Raw genomic sequence first — 13,006 nt, forward strand, 5'->3', positions numbered from 1 at the left:
GAGGCGTGGGTAGGTCAGGTGTGGGCGCACACCGGCTGCCGACAGTCGCCGCGGCGGGCGGTTTCGATGAAGTCGGCGGCGGCGGATGCGAGGCTTTGGGCGGGTCGTCGGGAAGAACAATGGGCGAGTGGAGTATGGAACCTGACATAAAAAGCCGTGAAGCTGAACCACGCATTGGGCGGGCCATCCAGTTACACACACCGCATGCAGACCGCTCCTACATAAACAGGAGAGTGCTCGTCCCGTGTCTCACAGCTTTCGGGAGAACACATGCCGTTCGACAAGGTCCATCGCTTCCTGAATGAATTCGTGGAGTGGGCCGAAATGCAGCCGGATATTCAGGCTGTGGCTTTGGTCGGCTCGCACGCCAGAAATGCCGCCACCGAAAGCTCAGATGTCGATCTGGTCGTGATTACCCGTCAGCCCGACGAGTATTTACGCCGCACTGAATGGGCTCAGCGCTTCGGACAAGTTCTCCACCATCATATCGAAGACTATGGCTTACTCATCTCTCTCAGGGTGTGGTATGCGGACGGGCCTGAAGTAGAATATGGTCTGACCGACGAAAGATGGAGCGCATTACCTCTCGACAAAGGCACTCAACGGGTCATCACAGACGGCATGCGTATACTCTTTGAACGAACGCCGATTCTCAGTGGTGTTCAACCAGGTCGGTAGGCCCGCCCAACACGGCATGCAGCCGACCGCTTCGCCTGCGGCTCGCGGCGGCCAATGTGCCAATGAAGACTGAAATGGTCGAACACGAAGACTAATCGGATGAAGAAGATCGGTACACCAACGCAGATTTGACGAACGTGAGAATCCGTCGTATCTTCTATGCAGGATAACCGCCGCGGCGAAGTACTGACTGGCCCAGGGGTTGGGGGTGAAGCGTGGCAGCGCCATCGGCGCGAGAGAAAGAGGGTTGTAGTTGGGAACTCGAAAAAAGCGGTCAGGCAGATCATTGGACGCCTCGCAGTCTGTTGTGGTGTCAACGTATGAAGTTACTGATGAACCGATTCTTGACGCGGCCTATCGTCGGCTGCCCGACCATGTCAAGGCGTCCATCCAGAAATTACATAGCGAGGCGCAAATTCGCCCTCGGAACGCGATTAGCGAACTTGAGGCGCTTCTGGCGCAATATCCACGACTACCGCAGCTCTACAATTATCTCGCTGTCGCCTATTCGCAGATTGGCGAAGACGAGAAAGTGGAAGCCATCGCGCAGGCTGGCATACAAGCCAATCCTGACTACTTGTTTACACGCTTGAATTATGCCGAGTTGTGTCTGCAACGGAAAGAGTACGCCAAAGTGGCGGAGATATTCGACTACAAGTTCGATCTGCATCTGCTGTATCCCAAGCGCAAACGGTTTCACGTCTCCGAAGTCGTCGGCTTCATGGGCATGGTAGGTCTCTACTTCTACGAAACACAGCGCCGTGATCTGGCGCAACAGTATTATGATATACTGCAAAAACTTGCCCCCAACCATCCTATGACCAGAAGACTCAAACAACGATTGGCGCCCAACCTCATTGATATTGTGCGGGCACGCTTGATGCGCTAAGGAATGAGAATTAAATAAGTGTCCGCTTTGGTGCTGTCTGTATGCTCAGAATTTGCTCGGAACTGGACAGTTAAAAAATTCTCATTCCTAATGGGCCATTACTTTCCTGAATCCGACTGCGCCAATGAAGGCCGAGACAGTCGAACGCGTGAGCGCATCGTTCTTACCCGTCAGGGCAAGCCTGCAGCGCTCATCTTTCGAGGAAATTATCAAGCCTTATTCGTCCACAAATGATTCGAAAATCACCAACAATGAGGCGTCGCCGAGCAGATCAGCCAGGGTTTGGCGGCTCTGACTGGCAAGCGCCTCATTGTTGTAGGCGATCTCGTCCGCGTTGATGAAGCGATGCGGCAGCGGTAGATCAGACAGGAGATGGGTCACCAAAAGGATTGGATTGGAATTGAGTCCGTTTACTTGAAAAATATGGGGAGCTATGCGATAATGACAACGTAAACTGGCGCCGGCACAGGCGGGTTGTCGCGACCTGCCCGACACGACGCCATCGCAAGCGAATCAGCAAGGAGTTGAAGATCGTGACGACTAAGATCGTTTTGTTACGGCACGGACAAAGCACCTGGAACCTGGAGAATCGTTTTACGGGCTGGACCGACGTGGATTTGTCCGAGCAGGGTTTGCAGGAGGCGCACAACGCGGGCAAGGTGCTGCACAGCGAGGACTATGTGTTCGATGTGGCGTACACCTCGGTCCTCAAGCGTGCCATTCGCACCCTTTGGATCACCCTCGATGAGATGGACCTGATGTGGATCCCGGTTCATCGCACCTGGCGGTTGAACGAACGTCACTACGGCACGCTGCAAGGACTCAACAAGGCCGAAATGGCAGCTCAATTCGGCGAGGCGCAGGTCAAGGTCTGGCGCCGCAGCTATGATGTGCCGCCGCCAGCGCTGGAATTGACCGACCCGCGCTATCCTGGCTTTGATCCGCGCTACGCTGGCTTACCCGCGAGCGACATTCCGGCCACGGAATCGCTCAAGCTGACGCTCGATCGCGTGCTGCCCTACTGGCACGAAACCATCGCCCCGGCCGTCGAGGGCGGTCAGCGTGTGCTCATCGCCGCGCACGGCAACAGCCTGCGTGCGCTGGTCACCTGGACGACGTGCCGGAGGCTCCCAGCACACGCCCCCGCCGCGAGTTGCACCCACAAGAGCAAACATGCCCACCGGCTTACCGTAGTCTAGGCAAGCTGGTGCAACACTCTCAATACTTGCGCACCTCCAGAATCTTTACGAACAGGGCTACCAGGACAAGGTGATGTCTGAACCGTGCGCAAAGTTGTTGGAGGGTCAAAATAAGCTGAATGGCGACGGCGGCGCGGGGGGCGGGGGGGGCCGGGGCGGCACGGGGGGGATGACCAATAAAGTTATCTATTCGATGGTGGGCGTTGGAAAAGTCCACCCGCCGAACAAGCAAGTCCTGCGCGACATCAGCCTGGGCTATTTCTATGGCGCCAAAATCGGCGTCATCGGCCTCAACGGCTCCGGTAAGAGCACTCTCCTGCGCATCATGGCCGGCGTGGAGACGGAATATGTTGGACAGACGGTGCTTTCGCCGGGTTTTAGCGTCGGCTTCCTGGAGCAGGAGCCGCAGCTCGACAACAACAGAACAGTGCGCCAGATCGTGGAAGAAGGTGTGCAGCCGGTTGTGGATGCCCTGCGTGAGTACGATGAAATCAACGCGCGCTTCGAAGACGACATGACCGCGGATGAGATGGACTCGCTGCTGGCGCGCCAGGCCGAGGTGCAGGACAAGCTGGATGCCACGAACGCCTGGGACCTGGACAGCCGCCTGGAGTTGGCGATGGACGCCTTGCGCTGCCCGCCCGCTGAGACGCCCGTCAACATCCTTTCCGGCGGCGAACGGCGCCGGGTGGGGCTTTGCCGCCTGCTCCTGCGGGCGCCAGACATCCTCCTGCTCGATGAGCCAACCAATCACCTGGACACGGAATCGGTGGCCTGGCTGGAAAAGCACCTGCAGCAGTACCCCGGCACGGTGATTGCCGTTACTCATGATCGTTATTTCCTGGATAACGTGGCCGGTTGGATTCTGGAACTGGATCGCGGCTATGGCATCCCCTGGAAGGGCAACTACTCCTCCTGGCTGGAGCAGAAGCAGCAGCGCCTGGCGCAGGAGGAGAAGAGCGCATCGCAGCGCCAGAAGACCTTGCAGCGTGAACTGGAGTGGCTGCACATGTCGCCCAAGGCCCGGCAGGCGAAGGCGAAGGCCCGTGTCAATCGCTATAATGATCTGTTGACGCAAGACCCGGAACGCGCCCGTGAAGAGCGCGAGATCTACATCCCGCCCGGCCCGCGCCTGGGTGACGTGGTCATCCGCGCGGAAAATGGCGCCAAAGGCTATGGCGAGCGCCTGCTGTTCGAAAATCTGAGCTTCGATGTGCCGGCCGGCGCGATTGTCGGCATCATCGGCCCCAACGGCGCCGGCAAGACCACCCTCTTTCGCGCCATCATCGGGCAGGAGACGCTGGATGCAGGCACGCTGACCGTGGGCGCGTCGGTCAAGCTGGCCTACGTGGATCAAACGCGCGAGGATCTGGACCCCGACAAAAGTGTGTGGGAAGAGCTGAGCGGCGGTCAGGACAGTATCCAGCTTGGCGACCGCGCCATGAACTCACGCGCCTACTGCGCCCGCTTCGGTTTCAGCGGCAGCGATCAGCAGAAGAAGGTCGGTGCGCTCTCCGGCGGCGAGCGCAACCGCGTACACCTGGCCAAGCTGCTCAAGTCAGGCGCCAATGTCATTCTGTTGGACGAGCCAAGCAATGACCTGGACGTGAACACCCTGCGCGCCCTGGAAGATGCGATCGAAGGTTTCGCCGGCTCGGTGCTGGTCATCTCGCACGATCGTTGGTTTCTCGACCGCGTGGCAACCCACATCCTGGCCTTCGAGAATGACAGCCAGGTCTTCTGGTACCCCGGCAATTACAGCGACTATGAAACGGATCGGCGCAAGCGCCTGGGCGCGGCGGCCGAGCGCCCCCACCGCGTGACTTATCGCAAACTGCGGCGGGCCTGAACCGCTCTGAACCACAAAACAAGAGGCGGTCTCGCTGAGAGACCGCCTCTTGTTTTGTATTCACTTGGATTTTATCGGGGGATCACAGCCAGCGCTTGTTACCGGCCATTCTGGCAGGGGACTGTACAGATCATCAAGCTCTTTCTTGCGGGAGGCTGCGATCATTTCTGACCACAGCCTCATTGTGGCAGACGAAGATAACGATACAAATGACGAATCTGGCGACATTTGGATGCCTTATGATGGAGCGACAGCGACCGGGTCGAGCCGCTCTGATTCGACCAGGTCGTGGTCATCGGGTCGGGCGGCCAACTGCTCGATGTAAGCCAGGGACTGATGACGGAAATAGGTGTTGTACAGTTCGGCGTAGTGTCCGCCGGCCTGCATCAGGTCGTCGTGACGCCCCTCTTCGATGATCTGGCCCTGGCGCATGACGATGATGCGATCGGCATGTTTGACGGTTGACAGGCGATGGGCAATCACGATGGCCGTGCGGTCCGCCATGATCGCGTCCAGACCATCTTGAATTTGCGCTTCGGTGAAGGGGTCAACGCTGGCCGTGGCTTCATCCAGGATGAAGATGGCCGGATTCTTGAGCAATACCCGCGCCAGGGCCACCAGTTGGCGCTGGCCCATGGAGAGATTGGCGCCGCGCTCGCCCACGTCGGTCTGCAAGCCAAAGGGCAGGTCGTTGAGCCAATCGCCGTGGCTGATGCCCGTCGCCGCCTGCCTGACCTCATCATCGCTGGCCGTGGGGCGACTGTAGCGGATATTGTCGCCCACCGTGCCCGAAAAGAGAAACGGATCCTGTGGCACCAGGCCGATATGGCTGCGATAGGCTCCCAGGTCGAAATGTCGAACATCGCGGCCGTCCACCAGCAACTGTCCGCCCTGAAATTCATAGAAGCGTGTGATCAGCTTGGCGATGCTGCTCTTGCCCGCGCCGGTATGCCCTACCAGGGCCACGGTTTCGCGCGGGCGAATGGTCAGGGAGAACGCCGGCAGCACCGTTTCCGTACCGGTGTAGGTGAAGCGCACATTGCGAAACTCGATCTGCCCCGCAACCTGGGACACCGGTTCGGCGGCGGTCTGCACCACCTTCGGCGCGGCGTCAATCAGGGCAAAGACGCGCTCGGCTGAGGAAAGACCGTCCTGGAATTGGCTCCAAAACGAGGCGATGTTGATCAAGGGCCACCAGAAGAAGCCCACCGCCTGCATGAACAGATACCAACTACCTGGACTGACCGCGCCGCTGCGCGTGGCCTGGCCGCCCAGGTAAAAGAGCAGCGCCACGCCCAGGCCGGAGGAGATGCCCATGATCGGGAAGATGGTGTTGAGTGTCAGACCACGGCGCAGGCCGACCTGGTAGGCCTGGCGATTGTTCGCGTCGAAGGTCGCGTACAGGGCCGGCTCCTGCCGAAAACTTTTGGCGACCATGATGCCGCTGATGGATTCCTGGATCTGCGCGTTGATCTTGGCTGTGACGCGGCGCGCCCGCTGCGTCACCGTGCGCGCAATGCGGCGAAAGCCGAGCGCAATGATGACGGCCACAGGCGCCATCCCGAACAACAGAAGCGTCAGCCAGCGGTCAATGCGCAGCAGCCAGACGGCCAGAAACAACACCACGAGCACCTGGCTGATCAGGTTGACGGTCAACGTCACCACTTCGGAGAAATCCTGGGTGTCAGAGGTGACGCGGCTGACTACCTTGCCTGACGGGTGGTCATCATAAAAGGACATATCGTGCTGAATGGTGGCGTCGAAGACATCCTGGCGCAGCTTGAGCACCACACTGCCGACGACACGCGCCGAGAAAAGCTGTTGGATGTAGTTGAACGTCCAGGCTGTCACGCCCAGCAACAGGATGCCGGCGGCAAAGAGGAACAGGTTCTCGTTGGAGAACTGGCGCGTCAGGCCGTCAATCGCGTTGGCGACGATGATCGGCCCCCCGCTGCCCGCGGCCGAGTTGAGCGTAATGGCCGCAGCAATCAGCGCCATCTGCCGCGCATACGGGCGGAAGTACGCAGCAATGCGGCGAATCAGATCGCGATCGGTATAGTTGCGGTCGTAGGCCTCGCTGTCGAGGCCATCAAGAACAAAACCCATAATTCAACTCTTTCTTGACACCAGGCGTGAATCTTCGTGGCGCCGGGAAACGATTTCGGCCAGGGAGATATAACGCAATGTCGGCGCTTGCATCCGCCAGCTCCTTTTCGCCGACTGGCGGTTGTCGTTAGATGGCCAGGTCAAATGGCAGATCGGAGATATCCCGTAGCCGGTTGCCTTGAATCAATTCATTGAGCGTATCGGTCACGGCTTCGTTTCCGATTGACTTGGCCGCGGCTGTCAACTCAGGGAGGGCAAAGTGATAAACGCAGTCAATGTCGCCGGTGCCGAGTGCCAATGACGCAATGCGTGATGGCATCGGCTCCGCGGTAACAACGGCAATGTGAGGAGTTCCACCCTTGCGGTTGCGGATCAAATTGAGGCCCTCCGTGCGCGCATTTTGCGAACGATCGCTGCGTAGGGTCAATTTGCACGAGATGCTGGCATGAAGGATAGGCTTAGCCTTGTCAATGATATCGGCGCGCAAAGGAGTCAAACGTGGTTGTCCTTCGGCGGTTACAATCGTACCGTGCTCGTTGATGGCAGCATCGGATACGGGCGCCCGCGCCACAATAATGTCGGGCGTCACGACGTAATCGCCCAGCGACGTGCGCAATTCGGGCGAGTTCTTGATCAACTCGCTCAATCTGGCGATATGTTCATACTGGGCATACTGGGAGATCGCGCCTTCCAGGGAAAATTGCCAGTCACCTGGCCGCAGATGATTAAGCAAGCTGAAAGCGTCGCGTAGAAAATCACGCGTCACAACTTCAAACTGCTTACCGGCGGTCTGTCCAGGTATCTCGCGGCCACTGACCGGTATCTGAATATTCGTCATCAGTTGGCGTGCTAGCGAGACGCTCAAATCACTCGCTACGTCAGCGATACTCGGTTTGTTTCCTTGTTTCTGGTAGATCACGCTGTGGCAAAGGTTTCGGTGATATGTTTGCCGCAATTGAAGTATGGTGTTCATCGTTACTCCGGCTTCCAAAGGCCTAATACGTATTCTTCGTGCATTCGCTGCTGAATCTGAGATTCACGATTTACATGGTTTCCCGCTGGCATCATACGGCGATCGCGATCCAATCCGCGCACACTGATTTGCGGCACCTCAAACCCGATCGAACGCGCAATGTCAGCCAAACATGCGCCAACCTCGATATCCTTGTTGCGGATTATCGAGGTTCCGACAACAATAATAGCTGCTCTACCAGGTTTGAGTACACGATACATCTCCCGAAATGTGCGTGTCATTTCAGAGTAGTAGCGTCGTACCACTTGACCCTTACGTGCGTCCAACTGAGCGATCTGCTGGACTATCGCCTCTGTATAAGGTGCAAGTTGCTCGAATTGTGCTTCTACGATAGCCTCTCCACCAATGTAGTCACGGCGTCGCTGGCTCAATTCCTCGACGGGATACCCTAGCCATACCAGCGAAAATTTGTGCGCTCGCATATAGTCAATGGCGTTGGACGCATACGGTGGAGAAGTCACGATGAGATCAACTGTCCCATCTGGAAGCGGCATTGCCTGTGCGTTTCCTAACCGAACCTGTGCATGGTTTGATCCCGGCCCCAATTCATTGATGCCATCGAGGTTTTTCCGCAGCCGTTTTGCGAATTCCTCGACAGGTGACCGTAGCATCTTGATATGGTGTTGCAGGTTTGGAGTCCCGGTTTCGACAAAGCTCTTCCCTTCCAGTAGCGCTCCGGATGGCGCGTAAATAACTTTGGCGCGATGAGGTCGTGTATGACCCAGATCGCGAGCCAATGATACTCCACCCGACTTCGTAATAATGATCGAGGAAAAGGCCAGAAGCAGGAATGAGCGGGTGGCGTCATCCGCAACGGTTCTAATCTCGCGTAACAGGGCCATCAACTCAACCTGAGTTTCTCGTGCAAACCAATAATCAATAAACTCGCGTGTTTTGTCATCCCGCTGAGACCCAAAAAACTCCATCAACTGCACAGCGTTTTCCTTGGCCGCACGACTGGCTTCGCCAATGACATGATGCCCAATGCGCTTGGTCTCATCGTAATCAATCGGCGTTACCTTGACCTGCGTCAACAAGAGAGCGAGCGGGTCAATGTCAAAGCCAATCGCCTGTCTTCCAGCAAGGAACGCCTCAACAACCGTCGTACCAGAACCTGCCATTGGATCGAGCACAACATCCCCGGCACGCGTCAGCGTCTGGATGAAGAGCCGCGGCAACTGAGGAGGAAATTTAGCTGGAAACGAATGAAATGTATGCGAGGCATAACTGCTGTCTTCGTCATGAAATCCCAAATCTTGGGACAATGCCCAAAGCAGCGCTTCTTTGCAGGAGTCCTCTATTGGCTGCGGTTCAGTTGTGGGGGGAGCGAAAGGAAAGATCAATTGCGTTACCGTCATGTTGCGATTCTCAAAGGATTATCATTAACAGTCAAACTCCGACTCTCACAGTTGCAGTCATTGTGGCTGGTAGGTCAATAACGAAAAAGCTATTGATGATTCGCGTTTTGCCCATTACTCATACCTCGCAAAAATACGCCGATAATCAGCGCTGCGCGCCAGCAGATCCTCGTGCGTGCCCTGGTCCACCAGCTCACCGCGGCGCAGAACCAGGATGCGGTCGGCCCAGCGAATCTGGCTCAACCGGTGCGTGATGAGGAAGGTGGTGCGCTGGCGGCTGATGCGGCGCATGGCCTGCTGAATCTGGTCCTCGGTCGCGCTGTCAATCGCACTGGTGCTGTCATCCAGGATCAGGATGCGCGGGTTGGTCAGGAAGGCGCGGGCGATGGCGATGCGCTGGCGCTGACCGCCAGACAAGGTGACGCCGCGCTCGCCCACTTCGGTGGCGTAACCCAGGCTGAAGCTCTGGATGAAATCGTGCGCCTGCGCCTCCTGCGCCGCGTGTTCGATGGTCGCCTGGTTGGCGTCGGCAACCCCGAAAGCGATGTTCTCGGCCAGCGTGCGTGAAAAGAGGAAGATGTCCTGCTCGATGGTTGAAATCTGCGAGCGCAGCGCCTCCAGACTCCAGTCGCGCACATCCACGCCATCCACCAGCACCCGGCCGCGCTCGACATCGAAGATGCGGTTGATGAGGCGCGTCAGGGTGGTCTTGCCGGAACCGGTCTGACCGACGATAGCCACGGTCTCGCCCGGATGCGCCACAAAGCTGATGTTGTTCAGGACAGGCTGCCCGTCATAGCCAAAGCTGACGTTCTCGAAAACCACCTCACCGCGCATCGGTTGCGCCAACCCGGTTACGTTCTCGTCCAGGTCGGTTTCGGTGTTGATGATGGCCAGGATGCGCCGCGCGCTGGCGATGCCCAGTTGCACCAGGTTGAAGCTGAAGATCGAGATGAACGTGGGGAAACGCAGGGTGCTGAACAGGCCGATGAAGCCGAGGGCCTGACCCAGGGTGATCGCGCCCGCGTGCCAGAGCAGCATCCCATGCACAAATGCCCCGGCCCAGCCCAGGCTGAACATGAGCATCGGCAGGTAGCGGGCCTGAATCTCGCCCTGGCGCACAAAGTGGTCGCGGTAAACCCGCGCATTGTGTGTGAACTTTTCCCACTCGAAACGTTCCTGCACGTTAGCCTTGACCACTTCGATGCCGGTGATGGCCTCGGTCAGGCCGGCGTTGAGCGTGCCAAACTGGTCACGCATGGCCAGGCTGACCGGACTGAGCCGCCGGTTGTAGTCATAGATCGTGAGCGCCAGGGCCACCAAGAAAAGTAAGGGCACCAGCAGCAGTTCGCTGCGCAGGCGGGCGATCAGCACGATTGGCACGACCACGGCCATGGCCGAATCGGTCAGGAGCATGACCCCGGGGCTGAACATCAGGTTGAGGGTATGCACATCATTGGTGGCGCGCGCCATCACGTCACCGATGCGCTGGCGCCCGTGGAATGTCTGGCTCTTGCCCAACAGGCTGACATAAAGTTCATCGCGTGCGTCGCGCTCCACCCGCTGCGCCAGGAACTCGACCGCGTAGTTGCGGGTGAGGCCGGTCAAGCCCTGACCGACTGCCGAGCCGGCGATGACCAACGCCAATGAGAAAAGGGCCGGCAGTTGCCAGCCTGGCGTGGAAATCACATCGAAGCCGCGTCCCACATAAACCTGGATGCTGCTGTAGAAGAAATTGTTCAGCGCGGCCGCGGCAATTGCCAGCAAAGGAAACCAGGCATAGCGCAGTTGGTGCGACATGATCCAACGCAGTGGCCCACCGCGGTTGAACCGGTATTCATTTTCGAGCTTGAACTCGCGCTTACTCACGCTGCCTCCCAGAATCCCCAAGCAGAAGGTTCAGAACGGCGTTCGCCGCGTCGGGAGAGTATACCATAGCCACGCCCCTGCCTGCAACGCTGGCTGCCCACCAACAGGAATTCCAAATTCCCGACACAGGTTGTTCGACCTATTTTAGCGTTCCGGCACGGGTCTGGTAAAATAGCCTTAGCGCATCACAGGATCTGAGGCTGTGACGCCTCACCCATTCGACCTCAAGTGTTGTTCGTGCTTTGAGTGAAGGATCCATGACTGAATCATCCATGACTCCCGATTCCCGTGCTTTTCGTAACACCATTGGCCTGTTTGCCACCGGCGTCACCGTGATAACGACCGAGATCAAGGGTGAGGTTCACGGCATGACCGCGAACGCAGTCGCCTCGCTCTCGCTCGACCCCATGCTCCTGCTGGCCTCTGTGGGGAAGAAAGCCCGCATGGCCGGCCTGCTGCAGGAAGCATCCACCTTTACGGTCAATATCTTGCGCGCCGATCAGGAATCGCTCTCGACTTTCTTTGCCGGCGGCTGGAAAGAGCCTGAACCGCCGCCGTTCCAATTTGCCGGCTGGAAAGAGCAACCGCAGATGGGCATGACGCGTCTGGAGAACGTGCTGGCCGCGATCGCCTGTGTCAAACATGAGATTTTGGAGGGCGGCGATCACTGGATCATCGTCGGTCGCGTCGTGGCCCTGCATCAAGGCGAACCCCCACGCTCGCCCCTCCTTTTCTACGGCGGGCGTTACTACCAGTTGTATGTGACGAAAGAACATCCGGCTCCGCCCCGCCGGGACATGTAAATCAGCGGAGAGAGGGAGATCATGTTCGAGACTATCCACTACCAGGTGACGAGCGCCATCGCGACGATTGTGCTCAATCGGCCGGAGAAGTTGAACGCGCTCAACGAGCGAATGACGCACGAAATGCTTGAGGCATTCAACCAGGCCGCCCAGGATGAGCGTGTGCGGGTGATTGTGCTCACCGGGGCCGGCCGCGGCTTCAGCGCAGGGCAGGACCTGGAGGACTTGCAGCATCGGTCCGACGATGTCAGCATCGGCGATCACCTGCGCCGCGGTTACAATGCCCTGGTGCTGCTCATGCGCACCATCGAGAAGCCGGTCATCACCGCCATCAACGGCGTCGCGGCCGGGGCCGGCATGAGCATCGCCCTGGCTGGCGATTTTCGCCTGGCCAGCGACCGGGCCAGCTTCATCCAGGCCTTCATCAGGATTGGCCTCATCCCGGACAGCGGCTCCACCTGGCTGCTGCCGCGCTTGATCGGCCCCACGCGCGCCCTGGAGTTGATGACCACCGGCGATCGCCTCAGCGCGGCCGATGCCCTGGCCTGGGGTCTGGTCAACCGTGTCATTCCCGCGGAGGAGTTCGAGGCGACCGTCGCCGCGTGGGCGCGGCGCCTGGCCGAAGCGCCCACCCGTGCGTTGGGGCTGACCAAGCGTGCCTTCAACCAGGCGCTGACCAGCACGCTGGCCGAAGCCCTGGAAGTTGAAGCCGTTCTCCAGGACGTGGCCGGCGCCACCGCGGACAGCCGCGAAGGGGTGCAAGCCTTTCTCGAAAAACGCGCCCCGGTTTTCACGGGGCGTTGAGCGCGACCACCCCGTTCACGAGGAGCAGCACGATGCCCAGCCCACTTCCTGCCAGCCTACCCGCCGATTTGCAGGCGCGCCTGGCCGCTGCCGGTGTCCGTGACACCACCGATTTGCCTGCGGCGCTCGATCGCGACCCTGCCCTGCGCGCCGCCTGGATGAGCTTCCTGGCTGAATACCAGGATGAGATTGTGGAGGCCGCGCTGTTGGCGTTCTTGAGCGCGCCTGACTTCGACGCCCTGCAAACGCTCGTCGGCCAGGCGCCGTTCATTCTGGAGGAGGGCTTCAGCGAAACGGTCAACGAGGTCATCGCGCAGGCAGAGGAGGCCGAAGAAACCGATTTTGCCGAAAGCGTGCGCCTGCGCCTGGCGGGGTTGCGCCAGATCAAGGCTGGCATGGCTCTGTCGCCGCTGGCCCA

Annotated in this window: 12 protein-coding genes; 7 read left to right on the plus strand and 5 right to left on the minus strand. The window is 58.9% G+C overall.

All coding sequences use genetic code 11. The features are described 5' to 3' along the window. Nucleotides 1-270: 270 nt before the first annotated feature. Together IPF85_RS18665 and IPF85_RS18670 are read left to right on the plus strand one after the other, a co-directional pair. Nucleotides 271-678, plus strand: a complete 408-nt coding sequence (locus IPF85_RS18665) for a nucleotidyltransferase domain-containing protein (RefSeq protein WP_343409567.1) — start codon at nt 271-273, stop codon at nt 676-678. Nucleotides 679-988: 310 nt separating this feature from the next. Then, nucleotides 989-1,567, plus strand: a complete 579-nt coding sequence (locus IPF85_RS18670; protein WP_343409568.1) for a hypothetical protein — start codon at nt 989-991, stop codon at nt 1,565-1,567. Nucleotides 1,568-1,783: 216 nt separating this feature from the next. Here IPF85_RS18670 and IPF85_RS18675 read toward each other — a convergent pair whose 3' ends face one another. Continuing rightward, entirely contained in the window at nt 1,784-1,951 is a 168-nt protein-coding gene (locus IPF85_RS18675) for a hypothetical protein (RefSeq protein ID WP_343409569.1), read from the minus strand. 149 nt (nt 1,952-2,100) lie between these two features. On the opposite strand from IPF85_RS18675, the gene gpmA reads away from it, so the two are divergent. Together gpmA and ettA are read left to right on the plus strand one after the other, a co-directional pair. After that, complete coding sequence (gene gpmA, locus IPF85_RS18680; RefSeq protein ID WP_343409570.1) at nt 2,101-2,766, plus strand: 2,3-diphosphoglycerate-dependent phosphoglycerate mutase; 666 nt, start codon at nt 2,101-2,103, stop codon at nt 2,764-2,766. 169 nt (nt 2,767-2,935) lie between these two features. Next, nucleotides 2,936-4,615 carry an energy-dependent translational throttle protein EttA gene (gene ettA, locus IPF85_RS18685; RefSeq protein ID WP_343409571.1) on the plus strand — a complete coding sequence of 560 codons (1,680 nt, stop codon included), beginning with the start codon at nt 2,936-2,938 and terminating at the stop codon, nt 4,613-4,615. A gap of 237 nt (nt 4,616-4,852) precedes the next feature. Here the strand turns inward: ettA and IPF85_RS18690 are convergent, their stop codons facing one another. The 4 genes from IPF85_RS18690 to IPF85_RS18705 form a co-directional block, all read right to left on the minus strand. Next, on the minus strand, nt 4,853-6,721 hold the full coding sequence (locus IPF85_RS18690; RefSeq protein WP_343409572.1) for an ABC transporter ATP-binding protein: 1,869 nt from the start codon (nt 6,719-6,721) through the stop codon (nt 4,853-4,855). 127 nt (nt 6,722-6,848) lie between these two features. After that, nucleotides 6,849-7,694, minus strand: coding sequence for an NgoMIV family type II restriction endonuclease (locus IPF85_RS18695; protein WP_343409573.1), 846 nt, complete (start codon nt 7,692-7,694; stop codon nt 6,849-6,851). A gap of 2 nt (nt 7,695-7,696) precedes the next feature. After that, the gene (locus IPF85_RS18700; protein ID WP_343409574.1) at nt 7,697-9,112 is read right to left on the minus strand and encodes a DNA methyltransferase; all 1,416 of its coding nucleotides are present in this window, start codon (nt 9,110-9,112) and stop codon (nt 7,697-7,699) included. Between the two features lie 114 nt (nt 9,113-9,226). Next, a complete protein-coding gene (locus IPF85_RS18705) occupies nt 9,227-10,981 on the minus strand; it encodes an ABC transporter ATP-binding protein (protein WP_343409575.1) in 1,755 nt (584 codons plus the stop codon). A gap of 257 nt (nt 10,982-11,238) precedes the next feature. Between IPF85_RS18705 and IPF85_RS18710 the strand changes: the two genes are divergently transcribed. From IPF85_RS18710 to IPF85_RS18720, 3 genes are all read left to right on the plus strand, one after another. Beyond that, entirely contained in the window at nt 11,239-11,784 is a 546-nt protein-coding gene (locus tag IPF85_RS18710) for a flavin reductase family protein (protein ID WP_343409576.1), read from the plus strand. 21 nt (nt 11,785-11,805) lie between these two features. Then, a complete protein-coding gene (locus IPF85_RS18715; RefSeq protein WP_343409577.1) occupies nt 11,806-12,588 on the plus strand; it encodes an enoyl-CoA hydratase-related protein in 783 nt (260 codons plus the stop codon). A gap of 32 nt (nt 12,589-12,620) precedes the next feature. Further along, nucleotides 12,621-13,006 (plus strand): hypothetical protein (locus IPF85_RS18720; RefSeq protein ID WP_343409578.1); only part of this gene is annotated, 386 nt, incomplete at its 3' end.

This window comes from Candidatus Amarolinea dominans, assembly GCF_016704685.1.
Taxonomy (GTDB): Bacteria; Chloroflexota; Anaerolineae; order SSC4; family Amarolineaceae; genus Amarolinea; species Amarolinea dominans.